This window comes from Caballeronia sp. LZ034LL (genome assembly GCF_031451215.1).
Lineage (GTDB): Bacteria > Pseudomonadota > Gammaproteobacteria > Burkholderiales > Burkholderiaceae > Caballeronia.
On record NZ_JARUXR010000002.1, the window covers coordinates 24,314 to 50,163 of the forward strand.

The 25,850-nt window shown below is 65.7% G+C and carries 16 protein-coding genes; 11 read left to right on the top strand and 5 right to left on the bottom strand.

The genetic code is table 11. The features are described from left to right. Nucleotides 1-59: 59 nt before the first annotated feature. The 3 genes from QCE83_RS14565 to QCE83_RS14575 all read left to right on the top strand — a co-directional run bounded on the left by QCE83_RS14565 (nt 60) and on the right by QCE83_RS14575 (nt 11,617). On the top strand, nt 60-10,049 hold the full coding sequence (locus QCE83_RS14565; RefSeq protein WP_309811871.1) for an AIDA repeat-containing protein: 9,990 nt from the start codon (nt 60-62) through the stop codon (nt 10,047-10,049). A 165-nt stretch (nt 10,050-10,214) separates the two neighbouring features. Beyond that, complete coding sequence (locus tag QCE83_RS14570; protein WP_309811875.1) at nt 10,215-11,006, top strand: hypothetical protein; 792 nt, start codon at nt 10,215-10,217, stop codon at nt 11,004-11,006. A gap of 335 nt (nt 11,007-11,341) precedes the next feature. Continuing rightward, nucleotides 11,342-11,617, top strand: a complete 276-nt coding sequence (locus QCE83_RS14575; protein ID WP_309811878.1) for a hypothetical protein — start codon at nt 11,342-11,344, stop codon at nt 11,615-11,617. A 73-nt stretch (nt 11,618-11,690) separates the two neighbouring features. Here QCE83_RS14575 and QCE83_RS14580 read toward each other — a convergent pair whose 3' ends face one another. Both QCE83_RS14580 and QCE83_RS14585 read right to left on the bottom strand, forming a co-directional pair. After that, the gene (locus tag QCE83_RS14580) at nt 11,691-12,032 is read right to left on the bottom strand and encodes a YciI family protein (protein ID WP_309811881.1); all 342 of its coding nucleotides are present in this window, start codon (nt 12,030-12,032) and stop codon (nt 11,691-11,693) included. A 31-nt stretch (nt 12,033-12,063) separates the two neighbouring features. Beyond that, nucleotides 12,064-13,074 carry a LacI family DNA-binding transcriptional regulator gene (locus QCE83_RS14585; RefSeq protein WP_309811884.1) on the bottom strand — a complete coding sequence of 337 codons (1,011 nt, stop codon included), beginning with the start codon at nt 13,072-13,074 and terminating at the stop codon, nt 12,064-12,066. A 242-nt stretch (nt 13,075-13,316) separates the two neighbouring features. Here QCE83_RS14585 and QCE83_RS14590 point away from each other — a divergent pair, with 242 nt between their 5' ends. From QCE83_RS14590 to QCE83_RS14610, 5 genes are all read left to right on the top strand, one after another. Next, on the top strand, nt 13,317-14,327 hold the full coding sequence (locus QCE83_RS14590) for a TRAP transporter substrate-binding protein (protein ID WP_309811887.1): 1,011 nt from the start codon (nt 13,317-13,319) through the stop codon (nt 14,325-14,327). Between the two features lie 40 nt (nt 14,328-14,367). Further along, on the top strand, nt 14,368-16,245 hold the full coding sequence (locus tag QCE83_RS14595) for a TRAP transporter large permease subunit (protein WP_309811891.1): 1,878 nt from the start codon (nt 14,368-14,370) through the stop codon (nt 16,243-16,245). Nucleotides 16,246-16,351: 106 nt separating this feature from the next. After that, nucleotides 16,352-16,891 (top strand): VOC family protein, encoded by a 540-nt coding sequence (locus QCE83_RS14600; RefSeq protein ID WP_309811896.1) that lies wholly within the window; start codon nt 16,352-16,354, stop codon nt 16,889-16,891. After that, nucleotides 16,888-18,162, top strand: a complete 1,275-nt coding sequence (locus QCE83_RS14605) for a ribulose-bisphosphate carboxylase large subunit family protein (RefSeq protein ID WP_309811898.1) — start codon at nt 16,888-16,890, stop codon at nt 18,160-18,162. Before QCE83_RS14600 ends, QCE83_RS14605 begins: the two co-directional genes overlap by 4 nt. Further along, the gene (locus tag QCE83_RS14610; protein WP_309811901.1) at nt 18,159-19,439 is read left to right on the top strand and encodes a four-carbon acid sugar kinase family protein; all 1,281 of its coding nucleotides are present in this window, start codon (nt 18,159-18,161) and stop codon (nt 19,437-19,439) included. The genes QCE83_RS14605 and QCE83_RS14610 overlap by 4 nt, the downstream gene beginning before the upstream one ends. 80 nt (nt 19,440-19,519) lie before the next feature. Here QCE83_RS14610 and QCE83_RS14615 read toward each other — a convergent pair whose 3' ends face one another. Together QCE83_RS14615 and QCE83_RS14620 are read right to left on the bottom strand one after the other, a co-directional pair. Further along, entirely contained in the window at nt 19,520-20,773 is a 1,254-nt protein-coding gene (locus QCE83_RS14615; protein WP_309811904.1) for a cation:proton antiporter, read from the bottom strand. A gap of 81 nt (nt 20,774-20,854) precedes the next feature. Then, nucleotides 20,855-21,865: a lipopolysaccharide biosynthesis protein gene (locus QCE83_RS14620; RefSeq protein WP_404985203.1), complete on the bottom strand. Its 1,011-nt coding sequence runs from the start codon at nt 21,863-21,865 to the stop codon at nt 20,855-20,857. Here QCE83_RS14620 and QCE83_RS14625 point away from each other — a divergent pair. The 3 genes from QCE83_RS14625 (at nt 21,771) to QCE83_RS14635 (ending at nt 24,259) form a co-directional block, all read left to right on the top strand. Beyond that, nucleotides 21,771-22,067, top strand: coding sequence for a hypothetical protein (locus tag QCE83_RS14625; RefSeq protein WP_309811909.1), 297 nt, complete (start codon nt 21,771-21,773; stop codon nt 22,065-22,067). The two genes, QCE83_RS14620 and QCE83_RS14625, sit on opposite strands and share 95 nt — an antisense overlap. 600 nt (nt 22,068-22,667) lie before the next feature. Further along, the gene (locus QCE83_RS14630) at nt 22,668-23,729 is read left to right on the top strand and encodes a catalase family peroxidase (protein ID WP_309811912.1); all 1,062 of its coding nucleotides are present in this window, start codon (nt 22,668-22,670) and stop codon (nt 23,727-23,729) included. Beyond that, nucleotides 23,726-24,259 carry a cytochrome b gene (locus tag QCE83_RS14635; RefSeq protein ID WP_309811915.1) on the top strand — a complete coding sequence of 178 codons (534 nt, stop codon included), beginning with the start codon at nt 23,726-23,728 and terminating at the stop codon, nt 24,257-24,259. Before QCE83_RS14630 ends, QCE83_RS14635 begins: the two co-directional genes overlap by 4 nt. 10 nt (nt 24,260-24,269) lie before the next feature. Here QCE83_RS14635 and QCE83_RS14640 read toward each other — a convergent pair whose 3' ends face one another. Beyond that, nucleotides 24,270-25,787: a PLP-dependent aminotransferase family protein gene (locus tag QCE83_RS14640; protein ID WP_309811917.1), complete on the bottom strand. Its 1,518-nt coding sequence runs from the start codon at nt 25,785-25,787 to the stop codon at nt 24,270-24,272. Nucleotides 25,788-25,850: the final 63 nt, after the last annotated feature.

Here is a 25,850-nt window from a genome sequence, read left to right on the forward strand (position 1 = left end):
TTTCTGGTCGCGCGCTTTTTCACGTGGACGCGCGTCACGCACATACGAATACAAAAAAAATGAAGCCGCTTACTTATCGCCGTAAATTCTGCCTGCACATTTTCGGCAACCGCAGGCAGCGCGCCTCGCGCCTGCTCGCCGGTCTGTTCTCGATGCTGGGCTTGCAGGCGCTCATCGCCGCGCCGGCACATGCCGTCATGGTCACGCCGCAGCCCACCGATTACACCGCTACCGTGTCCAGCGGCTCGACGGTCTCCAACGAGTCGGTGACATCCGGTCTGCAGACGGTCGCCGCGGGCGGCCGCACGTCGGGCGTGACGGTCAGCGACGGCGGCGAGCAGCATCTCGCCTCGGGCGGCACGTCGATGCTGACGACGGTCAACGCAGCCGGCTTGCAGAGCGTCGCGGGCACGGCCACGTCGACGACCATCAACGCCGACGGCATCCAGACCGTCCAGACGGGCGGCACGGCGGCGTCGACCCGCATCAACACGGACGGCACGCAGAACGTGACGGGCGGCGCGGCGAACGCAGCGACCGTGTACGGCACGCAGAACGTGAGCGGGGGCGTCGCCAGCGGATCGACGATCCAGAGCGGCGGCACGCAGAACGTGCTGAGCGGCGGTGTCGCGTCAAGCACTTCGGTGCTGAACGGCGGCCTGCAGGACGTGAAGGGCGGCGGCACCGCCAGGAACGTGACGGTCTCCGCGGGCGGCACCGCGCTGTTCGAAGCAGGCGCGACGGCGAGCGGCATCGTGCTGTCCTCGGGTTCGGTGATCTCGGCGACGACTTCCGGCTCGCTCACCGGCACCGATGCCGGCAACCGCACCTTCAACGTGGCAGGCGGCACCGCCACCGGCTTCGTACTGAGCGCCGGCAGCCAGCTCGACGTGCTCTCCGGACAGCGCTCGTCCGGCACCGTGGTCAGCGCGGGCGGCGTGGAAAACGTGTTGACCAGCGGCCAGAGCACGGCCACGCAAGTCTTGGGCGGCACGCAGAATGTGAACGGCGGCCGTGCAACTTCGTCGCTCATCACGAGCGGCGGTACGCAGAACGTCGATGGCGGCCTCGCCACCAACACGACGATCACGAGCGGCGGCACGCAAACCATTTCCGATGGCGGTTACTCGAACGTCGCGACCGTCACCTCGGGCGGCCGTCAGGTGGTCTCGGCCGGCGGCAGCGCGATTGCGGCGACCATCAACTCTGGCGGCAACCAGATCGTCGCGGGCGGCGCGGCGGACGGCACCATCGTCAACTCCGGCGGCGGCGTGACTGTGTCTGCGGGCGGCACGCTGTCGGAAGCGCAGATCAACTACGGCGCGAGCGCAAGCGTGCTCGCGGGCGGCACGACGAACGACACGGTGCTGAGCGGCACCGCCTCCTACTTTGCAAGACAGACGATGGCCGGCGTCGAGAGCGGCACGACGGTCGGCTACGCGGCGCAGGACACGGTGCTCGCGGGCGGCGTCGCCGACACCACGCTGGTGAGCGGCACGTACGCCACGCAGATCGTCAATTCGGGCGGCGCGACCAACAACGCGACGGTATCGGCCGGCGGCCGGATCGACGTGGCCGCGGGCGCCAGCGCGACGTCGGGCACGATCAACTCAGGCGGCACGTTCGAAGTGGAATCGGGCGGTACAGCAGTGGGCATCGTGCTGAACTCGGGCGGCGGCCTGGTCGCGACGACCTCCTCGACCGTGCTCGCAGGCACCAACACGCGTACGGACGGCACGGACTTCACGATCGCCGACAACCTCGCGACCCACATGCAGATCACCGACACGGGCCATCTCACTGTGCTTGCGGGCGGCTCGGCGCACGACACCGTGTACTCGGCGGGCGGCATCTTCCAGGTCGATGCGAACGGCAATGCCGACAGGATCGTGCAGGGCGCGGGCGGCCAGATCGTTACGAATACCTCGGCAAACATCACGGACGCGCAGACGGCGGACGGCCGCATGTTCTGGGTGCAGAGCAACGTTGCCTCGGGCGTGATGCTCGACGGCCGCGCGGCCAAGCTCACGGTCAACGAAGGCGGCTTCGCGAACGACACGCTGCTCTCGGCCGGCACCTTGCAGGTGGATGCGGGCGGCTCGGCGAACCTCGTGAACCAGAGCGCGGGTGCGGGCCTCATCACCAACACGTCGGCGACGATCTCGAACGGCTCGAACACGCACGGCGACTTCAGCGTGGCGAACAACGTCGCGACCAACCTGGTGATCGAATACACCGGCAATCTCACGGTGCTGGGCGATGGCTCCGCCGTCTCGACGACGGTCGGCTCGGGCGGCCGCGTGACGGTCAACAGCGGCGGCATCGCCACTTCCACGACGGTTGCCAACAACGGCACCTTCGCGGTGGATGCGGGCGGCAACGCGCAAACCGTGACGATGGACCCGGGCGGCGCGCTCATTACCAACACCTCGGCGACGATCACCGACGCGCACAACTCGATCGGCGACTTCATCGTCAGCGGGAACTACGCATCGAATGTGATCGCCGAGAACGGCGGCCAGTTCACCGTGCTCTCCGGCGGCACCGCAAGCGCGACGACCGTCAACAGCGGCGGCAGCCTGATCGTCTCGGGCGGCGAGGCGCAGGGCGCGACGATCAACAACTGGGGTAACGCCGTCGTGAGCGGCGGCACGCTCAACAATGCGACCGTGAACAACTCGGGCACGCTTACCACTTCGGGCGGCGTCACCAACGACACGATCGTCACCGCAGGCGGCGACGTCTACGTGCGCGGCGGCGTCACCAGCAACACACAGTTGCAGAGCGGCGGTTACGAGAGCGTGAATGGCGGGCTGTCGGTGGGCACGACCGTCAGCGCGGGCGCGACGCAGGAAGTGTGGGGCGGCCAGACGAGCGGTACGGTGCTGCAAGGCGGCGCGCAGACGATCTACGGCGGCACGACCTTCGCGACGCAGTTCAACAACGGCACGCTGATGGTGTCGGGCGGCACGGCCAGCGGCACAATGGCGGCGAACGGCACGGTCGTCAACGTGGTGGGCGGCACGACGGCCGGCACGCAACTGCAGGCGGGCGCGAGCCAGGTGGTCACGAGCGGCCGTGCGAACGGCACGGTCATCTCGGCGGGCGCGACCCAGACGATTGCCGTCTCGGGCTATGCCTCGGGCACGCAGATCCAGGGCGGCGTCGAAGACGTGAGCGGATCGAGCGTGGCTGCGACGGTGTCGGCGGGCGGCAGCCAGGCGGTTCATGGCAGCGGCGCCCGCACGACCTCGGCGACGGTGCTGACGGGCGGCACGATCACGCTGACCAACAGCGCAACGGCGAACAGCACGCAGGTGGACGGCGGCACGCTGAAGGTGTCGGCAGGAACCTCGGCGACACGTACCGAAGTCTCGGCGGGCGGCACGCTGGCCGTGCTGGGCGGCGGCTCGGCAAGCTACAGCACGATCGGCGCGGATGGCACGGAAACCGTCGCGAGCGGCGGCGTGACTTCGCAGGACACGATTTCCGGCGGCACCCAGACGATCTCGGGCGGCGGCACGGCGAACGGCGCGACCGTTCTCGCGGGCGGCTTGCAGACCGTCGCGACCGATGCGCTTGCCAGTGGCACCATCGTCTCGTCGGGCGGTACGCAGAACGTGAGCGGCGGCGTGGCGCAAGGCACGTCGGTCGCGGGCGGCACGCAGGTGCTGTCGAGCGGCGGCACCGCCACCAGCACGACGATCACAGCCGGCACGCAGCAAGTCGGCGTGGGCGGTGTGGCGAGCAGCACGATCGTCGCGGGCGGTCAGCAGGAAGTGATGGCGGGCGGAAGCGCGAGCGCCGGCACAGTCCGCAGCGGCGGCACGGTAGCGGTCGACGCGGGCGGCGTGGTCGGCGGCCTGACGATGAATTCGGGCGGCGCGCTCACGCTGAGCGCGGGTGGTTCAGCGCTCAACGTCAACCAACAGGACGGCGCGATCCTCACCGCCGATACCGCCGGCCTGCTCTCGGGCACGGGTCCGAACGGCTCGTCGTTCCGCATCAGCGGCAATATCGCGTCGGGCGTGACGGTCATGAACGGCGGCAGCCTCACCGTGCTGGCGGGCGGTTCGTCGACGGGCACGATCGTCGGCAGCGGCGGACAGGAAGCGGTGCAGACCGGCGGCGTGACGACCGGCGCGCAGGTCAAAACCTCCGGTGTTCAGACGGTCGCGGCAGGCGCAGCGTCGATCAACGCGACGGTTGCCGGCGAGCAGGACGTCGATGGCGTCGCGAGCGGCACGGTCGTCGCGGCAGGCGGCGTGCAGACGGTGAATCTGGGCGGCACGGCGTCGGGCACGGTCATCAAGGCGCTGGGTTCGATGACCGTTGCCGATGGCGCCACCGCCACGAGCGCCGTGATTTCGGGCGGCACGCAGACGGTGCTGGCAGGCGGCAACGCGGACGGCACGACGATCTTCTCCGGCGCGCAGAACGTCTCCGGCTCGGCGACCCATACGGTCGTCAGCGGCGGCGCGCAGAACGTCGGATCGGGTGGCAACGCCAGCGGCACGCAGGTCACCGTGAACGGCGTGCAGAACGTGTCGGGCGGCGTGGCGACCGGGACCGCGGTGTATGCGGGCGGTGTGCAGAGCGTCAGCGACGGCGGCCAGGCCGACGGCACGCAAGTGAGCGCGGGCGGTCTCGTCAGCGCATCGATGGGCGGCACGCTCAATGACGCGACCATTTCCTCCTGCGGTGCGGTGGTGCTCGACGCGGGCGGTGTGTCGAACGCGGCCTCGGTGTCGTCGGGCGGCATGCAATCGGTGCTGTCGGGCGGCGTGGCGAGCATGACCACGGTGTCGAGCGGCGGCACGATCGCCGTGTCCGCGGGCGCGACCGCGATGGGCCTCGACCAGAAGTCGGGCGCCGCGTTCATCGCGGATACCGGCGCGACCGTCAGCGGTCACAACGCGAACGGCGATTTCTCGATCATCGATAACCTCGCGTCCAACGTGCTCGTCGAGCACGGCGGACAGCTCACGGTGTCGTCGAACGGTACGGCGAGCGGCACGCAGGTCGGCTCGGGCGGTGTCGAGCAAGTGACGGAAGGCGGCGTGGCGAGCGGCACGTCGGTGTCCGGCGACGGCGCGCAGATCGTGGCTTCGGGCGGCAGCGCCAGCGGCACGACGGTGTTCTCAGGCGGCTCGCAGACGGTCAGCGCAGGCGGCCTCGCGAGCGGCGCGGTGCTCTCGGGCGGCGCGCAATTGGTCGCGGGCAGCGCGACGGGCACGATGATTTCGGCAGGCGGCGAGCAACACGTTCTAGACGGCGCGACCGCGACCGCCACGAACGTCGGTTCGGGCGGCGTGCAGCACGTGCTCGGCGGCGTCGCGAGCGGCACGACGGTCACGACCAGCGGCGTGCAGGACGTGCAAATCGGCACTGCGCTGGGCACGGTGCTCTCGGGCGGCATGCAGATCGTTCAGGTGGCGGGCGTGGCGAGCGGGACGCAGATCGGCGAAGGCGGACACCAGATCGTGGCCTTCGGCGGCACGTCAAACGATACTGAAGTACAGGCGGGCGGCGTGCAGGAAGTCGCCACTGACGGCACCGTCTCGGGCACGCACGTCGCGAGCGGCGGCCAGCAGACGGTCGATGCGGGCGGCTACGCATCGGGCGGCACGATCGACGCGGGCGGTTCGGAGCTCGTCAGCGGCAACGTGAGCGGCACGGTGGTGTCCGGTGCGCAGACGGTCGCTTCGGGCGGCACGGCGGAAGGCACGACGCTCACCGGCGCGAATGCCACGCAAATGATCTCGAGCGGCGGCACGGCATCGGCCGGCAGCGTGGCGAGCGGCGCGGTCCAGACCGTGGCGTCGGGCGGTGTTGCCGAAGGCGTCACGGTGGGGGCTTCGGGCACGCAGAGCGTGTCGGGCTGGGCGCTCGGTTCGGTGATCTCGGGCGGCACGCAGGAAATCGCGGCGGGCGGCTCGGCGACGAGCGCGACCATCGAAAGCGGCGGTGCGCAGAACGTGCAGTCCGGCGGCATCGCGGGCTTCACGACGATCAGCAGCGGCGGCACGCAGACTGTCGCGTCGTCGGGCGCCGCGGGCTTCACCTTCATCGGCGAGGGCGGCGCGCAGACCGTTCAGTCGGGCGGCAGCGCCATCATTTCGCTGATCGATGGCGGCGGCAAGCTGACGGTATCCGGCGGCGCCTATGCCAGCGCAGTGATGCAGCAGGCAGGCGGCGCGCTTGTGGCGGATACCTCCGCGACCATCCTCAACGGCTCGAACACGCTCGGCAGCTTCGGCGTGGTGAGCGGCGTTGCCTCGGGCCTGCTCGTCGAGAACGGCGGCAGCTTTACGGTGCTGTCGGGCGGTCAGTCGCTCGATACGCATGTCGGCAGCGCGGGTCTTGAAACCGTGGCGTCGGGCGGCGTCGCGTCGGGCACGATGGTGTCCGGCGGCACGCAGACCGTGCGCGGCACGGCCAGCGGCACGACGGTGCTCGCAAGCGGCACGCAGACCGTCGCGGCAGGCGGCGTTTCTGACGACGCCGTGGTCGCCGGCGGCACGCAGGTCGTGAACGGCACCGCGAACGCCACGCAAGTCAGCTCGGCGGGCAAGGTTTCGGTCGGCTCCGGCGGACAGGCGCTCGATACGCAGATCGGTTCGGGCGGCACGGTGACGGTGGCATCGGCGGGTGTGGCCAGCGGCAGCGTGATCAGCGCGGGCGGCTCGCAGGTCGTGAGCAAGGGCGGCCAGGCAAGCGGCACGACGATTGGCGCGGGCGGTGTCGAAACCGTGGCGTCGGGCGGACTGTCGACGCAAGCGAGCGTCACGAGCGGCGGCACGCAGAGCGTCGCATCGGGCGGCAAGGCGAGCGGCACGGCGGTGTCGGGCGGCGGCGTGCAGCTGGTGCAATCGGGCGGCGTGGCCTCGGCGACGTCGATCCTTTCGGGCGGCGTGCAGAACCTCGCGGCCGGCGGCAGCGCGGTATCGACGCTGGTGCAAGGCGGCGGCCTGCAAACCGTGCAGACCGGCGCGACCGCGTTGACCACGACGGTGGCGAGCGGCGGCGTGCAGGACGTGGCGTCCGGCGGCACGGCGACCGGCACGGTCGTCAGCGCGGGCGGCGTGCAGCGCGTGTCGTCGGGAGGCAATGCCGGCTCGGTGACGCTCGGCAGCGGCGGCAATCAGTACGTGAGTTCGGGCGGCGCGGCCAACGGCGTCTCGGTGACGGACGGCGGCACGCAGACCGTGCTCGCGGGCGGCAACGTCAGCGGCACCAACATTTCGAGCGGCGGCACGCAAGCCGTGTCGTCGGGCGGCAGCTCGACGCAAGCCGTGGTGTCGAACGGCGGCCAGCAGACGGTCGCTTCGGGCGGCACGGCCAGCGGCACCGTGGTGCACAGCGGCGGCGCGTTGACCGTGTCGAGCGGCGGCGCGGCGGGCAGCGTGGTGGTCGAAGGCGGCGGCAAGGCCACCGTCGGCAGCGCGGGTAGCGCGACGCTCAGCCAGGCATCCGGCGCGGCGCTCGTCACCAACACCTCGGCGACCGTGAGCGGCAGCAACGCAAGCGGCGCGTTCCAGGTCGCGGGCAATGTCGGATCGAACGTGCTGGTCGAGAACGGCGGCGTGTTCGACGTCCTGGCGGGCGGTGTCGCGAGCGGCACGCAAGTCGGTTCGGGCGGCACGGAACGAGTGTCGTCGGGTGGGGCGTCGATGCGCTCGGTCGTCGTCGGCGGCGTGCAGCGCGTGTCGGCGGGCGGCTCGGCGACCGGTGCGAGCATCGGCGCGGCCGGCGTGCAGCAAGTTGCATCGGGCGCCAACGCGCTCGACACGACGATTGCCGCGGGCGGCAGCCAGACGGTCGCGGGCGTGGCCAGCAACACGACGATCTCGGGCGGCACGCAGACGCTGACCTCGGGCGGTGTGGCGCAGGGCACGACGGTGTCGAACGGCGGCGCGCAGAACGTGAGTTCGGGCGGCGTCGCGATGGTCACGACGCTGACTTCCGGCGGCACGCAGACCTTGAGCGCGGGCGGTTCCGCGCGCTGGACGACCGTCGAGGGCGGCACGCAGAACATCCTCGCGGGTGGCGTGGCGACCGACACGACCGTCAACGCGGGCGGCCTGCAATACGTCGATGGCGCGATCGAAGGCTATGCGTACAACACCGTAGTCAACAGCGGCGGTGTGCAGCAAGTGGCGTTCGGCGGCTACGCGGGCGGCGCGACGATCAACAGCGGCGCGTTGCAGGAAGTGCAGGCGGACGGCATCGCGAGCGGCACGACGGTGAGCGGCGGCACGCAGGTGGTCAGCTCGGGCGGCACGGCGCAGGACACGACGCTGAATGCGGGCGGCGTGCAGCGTGTGAACGCGGGCGCGCTCGTCAGCAATACGCTGGTGAACAGCGGCGGCACGCTGACCGGCGACGGCGACGTGGCCGGCGTGCACGTGACGGCCGGCGGCCTGGTGCAGAACCTCGCGAGCGCGAGCCTCGGCATCGTCGATGACGGCGGCACGGTGCAGGTTGATACGGTCACGGCGGCGAACGTCGCGGTGAACAGCGGCGGCTTGCTGAAGGGCAGCGGCACGCTGACGGGCAACGCGTCGATCAACGCGGGCGGCACGCTCGCCGCGACGACGCCGGGCCAGACGCTGCACGTGAACGGCAACCTCGCGTTCAACGACGGCTCGGTGTTCGCGGTCGGCGCGAATGCGGCGGGCCAGACGGGCAGCGTCGCGGTGACGGGCGATGTCAGCATCGCGCAGAGCGGGGCGAACGGCGGCGCGACGGTCGTCGTGAACGCGGTGCCGGATGCGTGGAAGGTCAACACGAAGTACACGATCCTGAGCTACACGGGCGCGCTCAACGGCTCGTTCGCGGGCGTCTCGATGGACTACGCGTACCTCGTGCCGACGCTCAGCTATGCGCCGCAGGAAGTGGATTTGACCTTGAAGATCGCGTCGATCTTCTATCAGACGGGCGAGTTCGCGGGCTTCGGCATGGTGGGCCAGAACCGCAACCAGCTGCAGGTGGCGAGCGCGCTAAACCGCATTCTCGCGGCGGGCGGCAATGCCGTGACCGACAAGCTGCTCTATGCGACGAAGGCGGGTGCGCAGTCGGCGCTGTCGCAGATGACGGGCGACGAAGCGACCGGCTTGTTGCGCATCACGCGGCAGAGCACGGAGGCGTTCGGCAACACGGTGGGCGAGCGTCTGACGCAGGCGGGGCTGGAGCGTCCGTCGAACGATGTGTGGGCGACGGTGCGTTACGGCCAGTCGCACGCCTCGGGCGATGCAGCGCTCGGCAGCCATGCGCTGGATGCGCGCACGAGCTCGCTTGCGATCGGCTTCGACCGCGAAGTGCTGCGTGATGTGCGCGCGGGCTTGGCCGTCGATGCGGACTACAGCGACCTGGGCTTTAACACGCCGGGTTCGAGCGGTCATGCGAACGGCTGGCAGGCGCTGGTCTACGGCGCATGGCAACCGGCGACGCAGCCGTTCTTCGCGCGCGGCATGGCGGGCATCGGACGCTGGAGCAATTCGGTGAACCGCGTGGTGGCGATCGATGGCATGTCGGGCACGCCGCAAGGCAGCGTCGAGACGCGTTCGACGACGGCTTATGCGGAAGGCGGTCTCAACCTGCATCTGCGTGACGACATGATGGTGCAGCCGTATCTCGGCATGCGTGTGGGCCGTTACAGCCAGGATGGTTTTGGCGAAGGCAAGGGCAACGACTTCGATCTCGTCTATCAGGGCAGCAGCCAGGCCGCGACGACGGGCATTGCGGGCGTGCGTTACTTGCTGAAGCAGAAGCGGGCGAGCGGCGCGAGCAACACGTGGGAAGTGGATGTCAACGTGCAGCAGCGTTTTGGCAGTCTCGACCAGCAGCTCAATGCCGCGTTCGCGACGGCGCCGGGGTCGGTGTACCAGGTGTCGGGTACGCCGCTGGCGCGCACCGTCGGACATGTGGCGACGGGCGGCTCGTGGGAGATCGGGAAGCATGCTTCGGTGTTTGCGCGTGCCGCCGTGGATTTCGGCAAGCATGAGCAGGACTACAGCGGCGTCGCGGGGGTGAACTGGAAATGGTAAGGGGGGTGGCGTGCGGGGGAGTGTGCGCTGAGTGAAGAGAGGCCCGCCATTCTTGGCGGGCTTTTTTTCTGGTAAGGAGATGGATGGCGCATCATTCTGTCGTTGAACGTGAGCGCAAGAAGCATCGAAGATCAAAGAGCACACATTGGAGCCGATAGCGAAGCGATGGACGCAATACTAGAAAAACGCTATTCCGAGATTCTGGAGACGCTGGACCCGGCGTTCCTGGATCACGTTGCGGCGAAGGAGCGCAGGCTCTCGACGCCTTTTCTCGTGAACGGCCCGAGCGATCCCCACGCGCGGCGCATCATGGTCATCGGCAGAGAGTATGGTGGCAAAGGCTGGAATGTCATGCACGACGGCGGAGGGGCCAGCGCATATGTAACGAAGGCACTCTCGAAGCATCGGGATTTCTTCGGCAGAGCCATGGCGAAGAAAGGTCAGGACAGGGGCGATACCTTCTTCAACTTCATGCGCGCCTTGGCGCGAAGTGTGGGCAGTGAGGGAGGGCTCATTTACTCGAACCTGCTCTGCTTCGACTCCGGCGGAAAGTCTCCTCGCAACTCGGAGCACTTCTCACTCATCAAGCGCCTCTCCAAACAGTTGCTGGACGTACAACTCGATCATTTCAGACCCGATGTCGTCATCTTCGCGAACGGGATGGACACGGTTGGCATCCGACGTGAGTTCTTCCCGATCGCGGGCGATGGGAAGGTTTGCGTGGGCCGCCGACACTGGGAAGACGCGGGCATTCCAAGGACTCAACTGTGGGAATTCGAACTCCACGGAAGGTTCTTGTGCTACCGGATTCAACATCCTTCAGCGAGATCGCGGGCCGCTAAAGCAGCGCGCAAGCAGTTGCTCGAGGTTTTATCTCAAACAATCCATCACGACCCGATGGTTTTCAGCGGGGTGGAAGGAGCGGGAAGCTTGGCCGCCGTCTCGTCCAGCTCATGAGACAGCGCGCACGGATCAAGCTCGTAGCAAAGCGGCAAGCGCTTCGACGTGCGGCTCCCAGAGCGCGCGCGGGAACGCAGGCAACTACGGAAGAGCATTATCGGACGCGTATCGCCAAACTCTATTTCGAGCATGAGGCGTTATTCAAACGGCTCGAAAATGCTTGAGGCCGGCAATATGCGCCGCGTTTGCTCCGCCGTACTGAAGTCGATCTCCAGGTCAGCCTTGGGGGAGTTTTGGAAAGACTGAGGCGAAATCTGCTAAGCCGGGAACAGCAGCGTGCCGATAACATACTGGCGCGGTGGAAGCGCATTGAACCCAACCTGGAGACCAAAATGAAAAAACTCGCCTTGCTCGCAGTGTCGCTGTGCATCAGCGTGCCTTCATTCGCGCAATACTATGGCAGCCAGCCGTCGCATTCCGGATATGGCAACAACGGTGGTTTGTACGGTAGCGATCAACAAGTCAGCGGTTACACCCGTAGCAACGGAACCTACGTGGAGCCTTATCATCGAACCGCGCCTGACAATACGATGTACAACAACTACTCGTCACAAGGTAATCTGAATCCCTATACCGGTCAGACAGGTCACGTACGGCCGCGTTATTGAGTTCGAGAGGGCGGCATTCCGGTTCCGCTCGGTCTGAACTCCAACTGCTCGACGGCTTGGGCCCGCCCGCCCCTCAACTCTCCCCGTCATACCCGAACTCGCGAAGCTCCTGCGAGCATCGGCAAGCCGTCGCGATCTTCGCGGCCCACTGCACGGCGGCTTCACGCGACGGCAGTTCCAGCACACAGAAGCCGCCATCGAACTTCCTGGTCTGCGGGTAGGTCTCGTTCGTGACGGCACCGTCAGCCGCCACCATCAGCGGAGCAACTTCAGCATTGATCCCGCCGCCGAACACATACACGCCGGCGCTTTTCGCGTCCCTGATGACCGAGCGCGCCGCTTCACCGACCGCCGCCATGTCTTCATCGGCAACGACCATCGCCGATGCGGGAAAGGAGATCAGATACTTCGTCATCTTCAAATCCTCCGAACGTGAGCATCACCCCTCAAGGCAAATTCTCCCGCAGCACGATACTGAACATCACCGGCTTGACCCCATCCATTGCATCCTGCGCTTGCCGCACGTTGTCGAAGATCCTGAGGCAGTTTCCCACCATGGCTTGCGGCGTCTGCGTAATCAGTGCGTCCATGGTCCCGTCGATCAAAAGCGCCCGCGTATCCGGCGTCAGCCCATGCCCGACGAACAGAATCTTCTGCTCGGTCTTCGCTTCGACGATCGCCCGCGCCACGCCATCCGACCCGCCGCCGCTGTTATAGACCCCCGCCAGATCCGGATGCTGCTGCAACAGATTCCGTGTCTGCAAGTAATTGCGCTCACTATCGTCATGACCTTCGCGCAGGCCAATCACACGCAGCAGAGGAAACGTCGATTCGATCAAATGCAGGAACCCGATCTCCCTCTCTTCATGCCCCCGATAGTTGAGACTCCCGGCCAGCATCGCGATCTTTCCCGCCGGCCGCGGCCCCATGAAGCGCCCGAGCAACAATCCCGCAGTGCGTCCGGCTGAGCGGTTATCGATCCCGACATAAGCGAGCCTTCGCGAGTTCGACAGATCCGAGATCAAGGTAATCGCCGGCACGCCTTCGTCGGCGAGTGCATTGACCGCATCGCGTACAACCGGATGCTCAAGCGCCATGAAGACGATGCCATCCGCCTTGCGCCCGTACTGCAACAGCCGCGCCGCCAGTTCATCCGGATTGAAGCTCTCGACATAGTGGACGCGGCATTTCATGCCTTGCGCGGTCCACTGATTCTGCGCGAACTCGATGTAATCCCCGAGCATGCGCAAATAGCGGTTCGTCCCGGAAGGCAACAGGAACGCGATCCGCATCGGCTTGCCCGTCGCGATCTTCTCCGGCGCCTCGATCGAATACCCCAACCGCGCAGCGGCCTGCATCACTCTGGCTGCGGTATTCGCCCGCACGCCGGGCCGCCCGTTCAACACGCGATCGACGGTTGCACTGGACACGCCCGCAGCCTCTGCAATGTCGGCCACGCGGGCGCGTGGCGGAAACAACGGCGTTACCGCACTCACTCCAAACTCCTCAAGAAAACCGCAAAGCCATCAGAAACCATCAAGTTATGAGTTTGACGCCACCACCCCTCACCCGTAGTCTTCGTTCACCAACGTAGCGAAGCTAACGCCAGACAGCAAACCCCGGCGATCAGTACAAACCCGCGTTATGACGGTTTCTGATGGACCCGGAAATCGCATCAAATAAAAGCAAGGAGACGAGCATGATCGATTCACGCCGACGCACACTGCTGCGCGCAGCCGCAGCAAGCGCATTGGGTTTTCCGGCCATCACCCGCGCCGCTTCCGCCGAATACGTCTTCAAGTACGGCAACAACCTGCCGATGACCCATCCGCTGAACATCCGTGCAAAAGAAGCGGCGGACCAGGTGAAGGAAGCGTCGAAGGGCCGCATGGAAATCCGCATCTTTCCGAACAATCAGCTCGGCGGCGACACCGACATGCTCGCGCAAGTGCGCAGCGGCGGCATCGAGATGTTCACGCCATCGGCGCTCGTCGTCTCGACGCTCGTGCCCGTGGCCGCCATCAACGCCACAGGCTTCGCCTTCGCCGACTACAACCAGGTCTGGGGCGCGATGGACGGCAAGCTTGGCGCATTCGTACGTGCGTCGATGCAGAAGGCCGGACTCGAATCGTTCGAAAAGATGTGGGACAACGGCTTTCGTGAAACGACTTCCAGCGCGCGCCCCATTGCCAGCGCCGCCGACATGCGTGGTCTCAAGATCCGCGTGCCGGTGAGTCCGCTGTCCGTCGACATGTTCAAGGGACTCGGCGCGGCGCCCACGAGCCTGCAGTTCAGCGAGGTGTATTCGTCATTGCAGACGCGCATCGTCGATGCACAGGAAAACCCGCTGCCCATCGTGCAGGTCGCGAAGCTCTATGAAGTGCAGAAGTACTGCTCGCTCACCAATCACATGTGGGACGGTTACTGGTTCGTGCTGAACCAGCGTGCATGGGCGCGCTTGCCGAAGGATCTGCAGGGCATCGTCTCAGATGCCTTCAACCAGGCCGCTATCAGCCAACGCGAAGACGTACGCAAGCTCAACGACGCCGCCGTGGCCGATCTCCAGTCGAAAGGCCTCGCGATCAACCGGCCCGCACCGGACACGTTCCGCGCCGCGTTGCGCCAGGCGAACTTCTACGGCCAGTGGAAGGGCAAGTTCGGCAACGAGGCGTGGAGCCTGCTCGAAGGCTATACGGGCAAGCTGGCCTGACACCGAACCCGATCATGCCGCCCGTTTCGGAGACATCTTCATGGCGAACCCGGCCTTGAGTTCCACGCAAGGACATCTCGAACCCGTCGGTGCGCGCCGTCTGCTGCGTGCATGCGACCGCGCGTTGATCGCACTCGTCGAAGGCGCCTGTGCGCTGTTGCTGACGGCGGAAATCGTCGTGCTGCTGGCGGGCGTGATCAGCCGCTACGTGATGCACGCGCCGCTCGTCTGGTCCGATGAACTCGCTGGCATGATGTTCCTTTGGCTATCCATGCTCGGCGCCGTGCTCGCGTTGCGGCGCGGCGAGCATATGCGCATGACGGCGCTCGTCAGCCGGCTCTCGCCGGCGCGCCGTGCGTTCGTCGATACGCTCGCCATCGTGCTCTCGCTCGGTTGCCTCGGTCTGGTGCTCGTGCCCGCATACGGCTACGCGTCCGGCGAAATGGCGATCGTCACGCCTGCACTCGAAATCAGCGGCGCGTGGCGTGCGCTCGCGTTGCCGGTCGGCGCGGCGCTGATGCTGCTGGTCGGGTTCATCCGGCTCGCCAGCGTGGCCCGCTTGCGTCATGTGCTCGTCGCGATCCTGATGACGGCTGTCGTCGCCGGTGCCTTCGTGTGGCTTGCGCCCTGGTTCGAGAGCATCGGCAAGGCCAACCTGATCGTGTTCTTCGTGGGCGTGGTGGCTGTCGGCATCTTCTCCGGCGTGCCCATCTGCTTCTCCTTTGCGCTGGCCACCTTCGGCTATCTCGGCCTCACGACCTTCACGCCGCTCGAAGTCATCGTCGGACGCATGGACGAAGGCATGTCGCATCTCGTGCTGCTCGCCGTGCCGCTGTTCGTGTTCCTCGGCCTCATGATCGAGATGACCGGCATGGCCCGCGCGATGATCCACTTCCTTGCGAGCCTCGTCGGGCACGTGCGCGGCGGGCTGTCGTATGTGCTGATCGGCACGATGTATCTCGTCTCGGGCATCTCCGGTTCGAAGGTCGCCGACATGGCCGCCATCGCGCCCGTGCTGTTCCCCGAAATGAAGGCGCGCGGCGCGCAGGAAGGCGATCTCGTGGCCCTGCTCTCCACAGCCGGCGCGCAAACCGAGACCGTGCCGCCGAGCATCGTGCTGATCACGATCGGTTCGGTGACGGGGCTTTCCATTTCCGCGCTGTTCACAGCGGGCCTGCTGCCCGCCGCCGTGCTCGCCGCGATGCTGTGCTTCGTCGTGTGGCTGCGCTATCGCAAGGAGGACGTGGGCCATGCTCCGCGTCTTGGCCGAAAGCAGATCGGCCGGCTCTTCGTGATCGCGCTGCCCGCGCTCGCCCTGCCGTTCGTGATTCGCGCGGCGGTCGTGGAAGGCATTGCGACCGCGACGGAAGTCTCGACCATCGGCATCGTCTACTCGATGATCGTCGGCCTGCTCGTGTACCGGCGCTTCGAGTGGTCGCGACTCGGCCGCATGCTGGTGGAAGCGGCGACGCTCTCCGGCGCGATCATCTTCATCATCGGCTGCGCCACGGCCATGGCCTGGGCGCTCACGCAATCCGGCTTCTCGCAGGATCTTGCGCAACTGATGACCGCGCTGCCCGGCGGCGCCTATGCGTTCCTCGGCATCTCGATCATCGTGTTCATCCTGCTCGGCAGCGTGCTGGAAGGCATTCCGGCCATCGTGCTGTTCGGCCCGCTGCTGTTTCCGATCGCGCGCATGGCGGGCGTCAACGAGATTCACTATGCGATCGTCGTGATTCTCTCGATGGGCGTCGGCCTGTTCTCGCCGCCGTTCGGCGTCGGCTATTACTCGGCGTGCGCGGTGGCGAAGGTCGATCCCGACAAGGGCATCCGCCCGATACTAGGTTATATGGCCGCGCTGGTCATCGGTCTGATCGTGATCGCTGCGGTGCCCTGGATCTCCACCGGTTTTCTCTGAAGCACCAGTTGCATTGACAACTATTGGCGGCGCTGGCGCGTACTGCGCGCCGGCGGGGGCGTTCGCGCGTCCTCGCCGCCGCATCATCAAACAAGGAAACAACATAATGAGCCGATTCTTTGGCGAGATCCGCCAGGCCGGGTACGTCGTGCGCGACATCGAGGCCGCCATGGACTACTGGAGCCGCGTGCTCGGCGTCGGGCCGTGGTTCTATAACGAACGCGTGCCTATCGAGGAATATCGTTATCGCGGGCAATCGTACGAGGTGCATAACTCGGTTGCGCTCGCGAACTCGGGCAGCCTGCAAGTCGAGTTGATCCAGACGCGCAACGACGCGCCGTCGATGTATCGCGACTTCCTCGCGGCGGGTCACACCGGCCTGCAACACAATGCCTACTGGACCACGGATTTCGACGCCGATCTCGAACGTCTCACGCAGCAAGGTTTCGAAGTGGCGATGAGCGGCAAGGTAGGCGAGAACGGCCGCTTCGTCTACTTCGATACCGAAACCCATCCGGGAACGGTGATCGAGTTGTCGGAGATCGCGGGGCCGAAGGGCAAGCTGTTCGATCTGATCCGCCAGGCCTCGCTCGACTGGGACGGCAAGCAGGCCGTGCGTCCGTTTCCTGCACTGAGCAGCCTATGAACGCGGACGAATTCATCGAGGCCGATTATCTCGTCGAGACGCCGCTCGATCCCGCGAAGGTCGCGGACATCATGGCGGGCGAGCAGTCGAGCGGCACCTTCGTACGCGTGGCGGGTGAAAGCGATGCACTGCGGGCGCGCAGTCGCGCAGTGGTGGTGGGCATCCGTGAACAAGAGCCGCTCGCGCTTCCTTCGCTGCGCAGCGCGTGGCTGGAGCGTCAGCAGATCGGCGGTCCATATAGAAGGGCGCGCGTCACGCTGCGCTTTCCGGTAGCGAACATCGGCGTGAATCTGCCGACGCTGGCAGCCACCGTCGCCGGCAATCTCTATGATCTCGGCGAGACCACGGGCCTGCGCTTGCTCGACGTACGCGTGCCGGCTGGATACCGCACGCGATTCCCGCAGCCGCCGCATGGCGTCGCGGGCACGCGCAAGCTGACCGGCGTCGCAAGCGGACCGATGATCGGCACCATCATCAAGCCGAACGTCGGTCTCACGGCGGACGAGACGGCGCAGCTCGTACGCAGTCTGTGCGAAGCGGGCGTCGATTTCATCAAGGACGACGAGATCAGCGCCAATCCGCTGCATGCGCCGATCGACGCACGCGTGCGCGCGGTGATGGCGGAAGTGCGCGCCTACCGCGACAAGACTGGCAGGAACGTGATGATCGCGTTCAACATCACCGACGAAGTGGATGCAATGCGCCGTCATGCGGATCTCGTCGAACGCGAAGGCGGGTCGTGCGTGATGGCGAGCATCAACTGGTGCGGCTTCTCGGCAATCGAGACCTTGCGGCGCTCGACGCCCCTCGTGCTGCACGCGCACCGCAACGGCTACGGGATGATGTCGCGCGATCCTGCGCTCGGCATGTCCTTCGCCGCGTATCAGACGCTGTGGCGTCTCGCGGGTGTCGATCATATGCATGTGCACGGACTCGCGGGCAAGTTCGCGCAAGCCGATGAGGAAGTCATCGCCTCGGCGCGCGCGTGCGCGCAAGCTTTGGCCGAAGGTCTCGACGATGCCGTGCTGCCCGCATTCTCATCCGGTCAGTGGGCAGGTACCGCGCCCGTTACCTTCGATGCCATGCGCAGCGACGATCTGCTCTTCATGTCGGGCGGCGGCATGCTCGGGCATCCGGGCGGTGTGGCGGCCGGCGTGGCGAGCGTACGGCAGGCATGGGACGCGGTGCGGCAGGGCATATCGCTGGACGACTACGCGCGGCATGCGCCCGAACTCTCGGCGGCGCTCGCTTTCTTCGGACGCCGCCCATGAGCTTTGCGCCCTACGGCTTCTATGGCGACGATTTCACCGGCGCCACGGATACGCTTGCCACGCTGCATCGCGCCGGGCTGCGCGCGATGCTGTTCGTCGAGCCGCCTACGTCCGAACGTCTCGCGAAGCTCGGGCCGCTCGATGCCATCGGTCTCGCGGGCGCGGCCCGAACGCTTGCGCCGTCGGCTCTGCGCGCGCAGATACGGCAAGTCGCTGAAATCTTCTCGGCGCTGCGCGTACGCGTGATGCATTACAAGGTCTGTTCGACCTTCGACAGCGCGCCTGAAACCGGCAACATCGCGGTCGCGATGACGGGTTTGCGCGAACGCTTCACGAATCCTTTCGTGCCGATCATCGGCGGGCAGCCCAATCTCGGGCGCTATTGCGCGTTCGGTACGCTGTTCGCGACGGCAGGCGGCTCGGAGGTGCATCGCATCGATCGTCATCCGGCCATGAGCCGTCATCCGGTCACGCCGATGCACGAAGCGGATCTGCGTCTGCATTTCGAGCGGCTGGGCTTGTGTATCGGCGCCATCGACTGGCGTGCCTACGCGTTGCCGGACGCGGCGTTGAAAGAGGTCATTGACATGCACTCGGGCACGCCGCTGCTCTTCGATGTGCTCGACGACACGCATCTGCGCCGCATCGGCACGGAGATGCATGAACGGGCGGCGAGTGAACCCGTGTTGGCAGTGGGCGCGAGCAGCGTCGCGCAGGCTTGGACGCTTGCTTCGGCTTCAGGTCGCGACGGGGAAAAGGTGGCTGCGTTCGGTCCGGCTCAATCGTCCGTGTTCGTTCTCGCAGGCAGTCTCTCGCCGATGACCGCAGCGCAGATCGATGCCGCGCGTTCGTTTCATCGGATCGAACTCGACCCGCGCGAGATGGCTTCGCCGTCGTATCGAAGCGAACGTTGCGGGCGCATCGTCGAAGCGCTGCACAAGGGCATGCACGTGCTGGCCTTCACCTGTCGCACGCCGCATCACGAACATCCCGGCAGCGAAACGCTTGCCGAATCCTGCGCGGCACTACTGCGCGTAGTGATCGAACGCGCCGCGCCCCGGCGCATCGGCATCGCAGGCGGCGATACGTCGAGTCTCGGCGTGCATGCGTTGAAACCGTGGGGCCTGTCGTGTCTGGCGACACTGGCCTCTGGCGTCACAGTGTGCCGCGTGCATTCCGATGACCCGGCGACGCACCGCATCGAGTTGATGCTGAAGGGCGGGCAGATGGGCGGCGCGGAGCTTTTCGAAGATTTTGTCGCGGGCATCGTGCGCTGAGGCACTGCGTCGGTGGACACCTTCGTCAGCGAACTGCCGGCCGCCACGCCGCAGCGCGCGGCGCGCAACCGGGTACGCCGCTAGCGTGCCACCGCCGAACGCATGCCTTCCTGCCGCCGCACGATCCAGTTGAACAGCGGCGTGGCCATCAGCGTGCTGAGCACGGCCATCAACACGAGAATGGAGAACAGGCCCGGCAGGATCACGCCGGCTGCCAGCCCGATGTTGATGATGATGAGTTCCATCAGGCCGCGCGCGTTCATCAATGCGCCGATCGCCATGGCATCGCCGGAAGGCTCGCCGTTCAGACGCGCCGCCGCCCAGCACGCTATGCCCTTGCCGCCGAACGAGGCCAGCAGGATAGCTACCGCGGCAAGCATGATGGCGGGGTCCATCAGCATGTCGAGCCGCGTGTTGAGGCCTGAATAGGTGAAGAACATCGGCAGCAGGAACACGACGACGAACGGTTCGAGCATGGCGCGCAGTTTCTCCGTCAACGGGCCGCGCGGCAGCGCGACACCGAGCAGGAAGCCGCCGAACACCGCGTGAATGCCGATGGCGTCCATGGCGAACGCACACAGCGAGAACAGCACGAGCACGATGGCAAGCACGCTCGAAGGCAAAGGCGCGTCCGGGTTGAGGCCGGCGGCGAGGCGGCGCAGCAGCTTGTTGCCGGCGAAGATCATGAACAGCGCAAAGCAGACGCCGCCGCCGATGGCGGTATACGCGCCCATCCACGAGCCGCCGAAGCTCGCGAGCACGATGGCGAGGATGCACCATGCGGCGGCGTCGTCGCATGCGCCGGCGGTCAGCGCCAGCGTGCCGAGCGACGTGCCGGCGAGGCCGCGTTCATGAATGATGCGTGCGAGCATCGGAAAAGCAGTGATGGCGATGGCCGCGCCCAGGAACAACGAAGCTTCGAACAGCCGCGCCTTGATGGCGAAGAGTCCGGGGATGGTGAGCAGCCAGGGCGCGAGCGCGAATGCCAGCGCAAAGGGGACCACGATGCCGGCGAGCGATACGCTCAGCGCACTCCTGGCGCGGGCGCGGAAATGATCCGCGCGAAACCCGGTGCCGACGAGAAACATATAGAGACCGACGCCGAGCTGTGCCGCCACATACAACATGCCCATGGTGGCCTTCGGAAACAGCGCCTGCTGCCAGTGCGGCAACAGCAGCCCGAACAGCGAAGGCCCGAGCAGCACGCCCGCGATCATCTCGCCGACGACCTGCGGCTGTCCCGCGCGCCCCGCGAGTCGTCCCACCAGCTGGCTTGCAGCGACGATCACGGCGGCCTGCGCGAAGAAGTACACGGATAGCTGGGAAATCGGCATTGACGGTCGGGTGTGCGTGGATGAACGACCGCAGTCTGATGGTGCAGCGCACCGTCTGTCAATGTTTCGCTGGATCGTTCGTCAGCGCGGGTTGTTCGCTACAAAACGCTGGTACGCGGAGTAGCTGGCCTTCTGCGTCTTGCCGTCGTTCTTCAATAGACCGTATGCGCCTTCGCCGTCGTCCGGATCGTCATAGAGCTGATAAGCCTGAATGGCTTGCAGGTTGTACTTCGACGCTACCGCGACGAACTGCGCCATCATCGTGCCGCCGACCAGATACGCGGCGATCTGGTCATCGTTGCCGTATTCCGGGCGCACGCCGAATTCCGTCAGCCAGATGGGCTTGCCGAGTTGCTGAAGTGCGGCGAGCACATCATGGCAGCCCGTGCCGCCGCAGGCATGCGTGATGTCGCCCTGATCCGAATACCAGTGCCATGCCGTGATGTCCCAGTTCAGCACGGGATGGCCGCCGGAGCCGTCGGGCTGCGTGCCGCTGGCGAGCATCTGGTCGAAGCCGTAATGCATCCACGCCCCGCCGCCCATGACGATCTTGCCGCTTGAATCCACCGAGCGGATCCCGTCGATCATCCCGCGAATCACGCCGCGCGCCTTCTGGAACTTCGTGTTGTCGAAGTGCTGCGGATAGACGCCGTCCACATTGCCCGTCAGCGCATCCGCGCCCAGTTCGTTGCCGACCTCGTAGTACGCATAACGGTAGGCGCTTGCCGTCAGTTTGCCGAGCGTATAGCCGGCGTTGTAGGCGTCGCTTTCGCTGTTGTAGTCGATGCCGGACAGAAGAATCGGGAACACGGTGATGCCGCCGGCGGCCATGGTCTTCGCAATGCCGGCCAGCTTGTTTGCGCTCGCCTGGTTATAGACCTCGTTGCGATATAGCTTCGCGCCGAGACTCTGCAGTTGTGAAAGCTGCAAGGCGGGGCTGGAAATGTCGTAGGCGCCGCCTTCGTTGTTATGACCGTTGACGCCGTAGAAGATGGGCTTGGCGGTCGATGCAGCGGCCGTGGATGACGTGGCGGGGTTCGAGGTTGCGGCCGCTGTGGTGCTCGAAGTGTTGTTCGATGTGCTGCTCGCGATGTCCGCAGAAGGCGTGGCGCTCGTGCTGACCGCGCTGGTCATGCTGGCCGATGAAGCGGGCGTAGCGCTGGAAGTGGCGGCGATGCTGGATGCGGTATCGCCGGCAGTGCTGCCACCGCCGCCACCGCCGCAGGCCGCGAGCAGCAAGCTCATGGCCAGCGTGCTCGCGAGTGAAGCCGCTTTCATTGCGACGGCAAGGTAATTCGAACTTTTATTATTCATATTGATGGCGACGTACTGAAGTTATCCGGTCCATCGCGATGAGTGCGCCATTGCACGGCTGCGGAGTACGGGCGAGCGTTCCCAATGCACTCCGCGGCGCAGTCTTTTCACGATGGAACGAAAGGACGCGAGCATGGCGAAGCCCGGGGCACACTGCCCGCGCATGTTCACGACTTGAGGGAACGGCGAAACGAAGCCAGCAACGCTGGCCCAGAACTGATGATGTCTCAGGTTTTAATTACCGAATCGCTCGGCATGAAAAGCAATACTTTCCGGACTGCCTGCGACGGAGGCAAGATTACTTTCTCATCGTAAGAATGTAAATGCGGTTTCGGTAGAAAAGTAGTAACCGCTGAAACACTTTTAAGGCGTTATTACCCGATCCGGCTATCTATATGAGCAAAGCATTGCGGCTATGCGCGAGGCTGCCTGTCGAGAACATCGACGAGAAAGTGCGAGCGAACGGCTTGCCGTTCAGCGCTGAAGATGGGTAACTGCGATTTTTAGACGTCTCTGGCACGATTTGCCTGACGCTGCTAGATTACCCCTGCTGCCGAATCGTAGATCTCGTGAGACTTCGATGACCGACAAGAACGCATCCCCACGCTCCCCAGTGCCTTCGCTGATTCTTATCGCGGCCGTCGTGGCCGTGCTGGTCGCGGCCTTCGCGTACACGGCGGGCTGGCTCTCGCCGAAGCGCCTGACGCCCGCGAAGATAGTCGGCAGCCTTGCGCCTCCCGGCGGCGCGGTGCCTGGCTTCAGGCGCAATCACGCGAAAGGGATCTGCTTCACCGGCGACTTCGAATCCAATGGCTCGGGCGCGACGCTCTCCAAAGCGAAGATGTTCGCGCCGGGCACCTACGCCGTCACAGGCCGCTTCAATCTCGCGACGCCCGACCCGAAGGCCTCGGATGCCATGGCGCGCGTGCGCGGTCTCGGCTTGCGCATCGTCACGCCGGATGGCAGCGAATGGCGTTCCGCGATGATCGATGCACCCGTGTTTCCGGTCGCCACGCCGCAAGCCTTCTATGCGCTGCAATTGGCACTCGCGAACAAGGACGATCCTCAATCGATGCAGAAGTTTTCTGCTGCGCATCCCGAGATCGCGGCGTTCGGCGCGTGGGCGGGCAGCGCGCCCTGGACGTCCTCCTATGCGGAGGAGCGCTTCAACAGTCTCAACAGCTTCGTGTTCTCGAACGCGGATGGACAGGATCAGGTCGTGCGCTGGTCCTTCATTCCGGCGGCCAAGGTCGAGAACATCAGCGCGGCACAGCTCAAGGAGAAAGGCGCCAATTTCCTCGATGCCGAGATCACCCAGCGCGTGCAGAGCGCGCCGCAACGCTGGGCCTTGGTCGTGACGGTCGCGAACCCCGGCGATCCCACGGCGGACCCGAGCAAGGCCTGGCCTGAAGACCGCCATACGGTGGAAGTGGGCACGCTCGTCGTGAAGCAGATCGAACCCGAGCCCGACGGTCCATGCCGCGATCTCAACTTCGATCCCACCGTGCTGCCCGCGGGCATGCACGTGTCCGACGATCCGTTCCCGGCCGCGCGCTCGGCTGCGTACTCAGTGTCGTTCAACCGGCGCACTGCCGAAGACAAGGACTACCCGCACACGCCCGCCGAAGGAGCCCGGCAATGAACGCGATCAACGAGCGGTTCTCGCCGCTGCAACGCGCCTTGCACTGGGTCATGGCGATCTGCATCCTCGCGATGCTGTTCATCGGCGTCGGCATGGTGTCGACGGTGAAGCCCGAGTATCTGACGCTTGTCTCCATTCACAAGCCGCTCGGCATCACGATACTCATCCTCGCGCTGGTCCGGCTGGTGGTGCGCATCACGCGCGGCGCGCCGCCGTTGCCCGCCGACATGCCCATGCCGATGAAGCTCGCGGCCAAGCTCTCGCACTATGTGTTCTATGCGCTGATGATCGCATTGCCGCTGCTGGGTTATGGCATGTTGTCGGCGGCGGATTATCCGGTCGTCGTGGCGGGCATGCGCATTCCGTCGCTGCTGCCGCATAGCAATTCATTGCATACGCTGCTGTGGAACGCGCATCGCTTCCTGGCCTTGTGCTTCTTTGCGTTGATCGTCGTGCATCTGGCGGCCGCGCTGTTCCATGCGCTCGTGCGCCGCGACGGCGTCTTCCACGCAATGGCGCCATGGAAGTAAGCCGCGCGCATCACGGCTTCTGCTGCTTGACCACTTCGGCCAGCGCACGCACGCCGGGCTCGATCAGTTCCGCGCGAATCGCCGAGAAGCCCATGCGGAAGCAACGCTGACCATCGGCGAGATCGGCAAAGAACACATTGCCCGGTTCGATCAGCACGCCCAGCGCCAGCGCGTCTTTTGCGAGGCGCGTGGCATCGAGCCAGGGCGGACCTTCGACCCAGCATGACGCGCCGCCCGTGATCTTCGACGCGCGCAATTCGGGAAGATGCGTGGCGAGCGCGCGCATCAGCACTTCGGCGCGTTCCTTGTAGACCGGCCCGAGCTTGCGCAGCAGGGTGTCGTGATGACCCAGCGCGAGGAACGTCGCGAACGCGCGCTGAATGTACGCGGCGGGATGACGGATCATCAGCCGGCGCAGTGCGCGCAATTCGCGTATCAAGGCGCGCGGCGCGACGATATAACCCAGACGCAAGCCCGGCGCAAAAGTCTTCGACAGCGAGCCGATATACACCACGCGCTCCGCCGTATCGAGGCTCTTCAATGCCGGATGCGGCGTGCCCGAGAAGGTGTTCTCGCTTTCATAATCGTCTTCGATGATGATGAAATCATGCCGCACCGACAGATCGAGCAACGCGCGCCGCCGTTCGATCGGCATGGTCGCGGTGGTGGGACACTGGTGGCTCGGTGTGACACACACGTAGTCGCATGACGCCATCAGCTCTTCGTCGTCGATGACGGCGCCATCGTCATCCACCGCCAGCGGCACGATCTGCGCGTTGCGATGCTGGAAGATGTTGCGCGCATCGGGATAACCGGGGTTCTCCATGCCCACCTTGGTCTGCGGTCCGCACATCAGGTCGGCGATCAGATACAGCGCCTGCTGGCAGCCGTTGGTCACGACGATCTCATCCGGCATCGCGAACACGCCGCGTCTCGGCAACACACGCGTGCGGATCTGCTCGACGAGCGTTTCATCGTCGCGCTCGATCAGATCCGGCGCCCAGTTGCGTATCTCCAGCACCGAGAGGCCATGCATGCAGCTCTCGCGCCAGTCGCTGGTGGGGAAGAGTTCGGTATCGAATTGCCCGTAAATGAAGGGATATTCGTAGCTCTGCCAGTTCGACGGCTTGACGATGTTGCGTTGATTGGAAGGCGCATGCCGGATGCGCGCGCTCCAGTCGGGATGGCCGTGCTGGGTCTCCACGGCGGGCGTAGCACGCGTGCCCGTGGCGGTGAAACCGCGTTGCAGTTCTTCGGTTGCGGGATTGACGAAGTGGCCGCTGCGTTCACGCGAGACGAGATAGCCTTCCTCGATCAGCTGCTGATAAGCGAGCACGACCGTATTGCGCGACACGTTCAGTTGATCCGCAAGCTCGCGGCTCGATGGCAAGGCGCTGTCGGGCGCGATGTGTCCGCTCAGGATCGCATTGACGATCATCTGGCGGATCTGGTTCTGCAGGCTCATTCCCGAGACCCGTGAACGCTCGAAGAGCTGCGCCCAAAGCGTGGCGGTCGGGCGGGTGGGCATTGCCTGTCTCCTGCAAAGTCATGGTGATGCAGCGATCTTACGTGCGCCTTGCACGCTTGGCCA

Bases quoted from the DNA above. Each gene is read 5' to 3' on its own strand.
- QCE83_RS14565 (WP_309811871.1), top strand. From the start codon at position 60: ATGAAGCCGCTTACTTATCGCCGTAAATTCTGCCTGCACATTTTCGGC.
- QCE83_RS14570 (WP_309811875.1), top strand. From the start codon at position 10,215: ATGGACGCAATACTAGAAAAACGCTATTCCGAGATTCTGGAGACGCTG.
- QCE83_RS14575 (WP_309811878.1), top strand. From the start codon at position 11,342: ATGAAAAAACTCGCCTTGCTCGCAGTGTCGCTGTGCATCAGCGTGCCT.
- QCE83_RS14580 (WP_309811881.1), bottom strand. From the start codon at position 12,032: ATGACGAAGTATCTGATCTCCTTTCCCGCATCGGCGATGGTCGTTGCC.
- QCE83_RS14590 (WP_309811887.1), top strand. From the start codon at position 13,317: ATGATCGATTCACGCCGACGCACACTGCTGCGCGCAGCCGCAGCAAGC.
- QCE83_RS14595 (WP_309811891.1), top strand. From the start codon at position 14,368: ATGGCGAACCCGGCCTTGAGTTCCACGCAAGGACATCTCGAACCCGTC.
- QCE83_RS14600 (WP_309811896.1), top strand. From the start codon at position 16,352: ATGAGCCGATTCTTTGGCGAGATCCGCCAGGCCGGGTACGTCGTGCGC.
- QCE83_RS14605 (WP_309811898.1), top strand. From the start codon at position 16,888: ATGAACGCGGACGAATTCATCGAGGCCGATTATCTCGTCGAGACGCCG.
- QCE83_RS14610 (WP_309811901.1), top strand. From the start codon at position 18,159: ATGAGCTTTGCGCCCTACGGCTTCTATGGCGACGATTTCACCGGCGCC.
- QCE83_RS14615 (WP_309811904.1), bottom strand. From the start codon at position 20,773: ATGCCGATTTCCCAGCTATCCGTGTACTTCTTCGCGCAGGCCGCCGTG.
- QCE83_RS14630 (WP_309811912.1), top strand. From the start codon at position 22,668: ATGACCGACAAGAACGCATCCCCACGCTCCCCAGTGCCTTCGCTGATT.
- QCE83_RS14635 (WP_309811915.1), top strand. From the start codon at position 23,726: ATGAACGCGATCAACGAGCGGTTCTCGCCGCTGCAACGCGCCTTGCAC.
- QCE83_RS14640 (WP_309811917.1), bottom strand. From the start codon at position 25,787: ATGCCCACCCGCCCGACCGCCACGCTTTGGGCGCAGCTCTTCGAGCGT.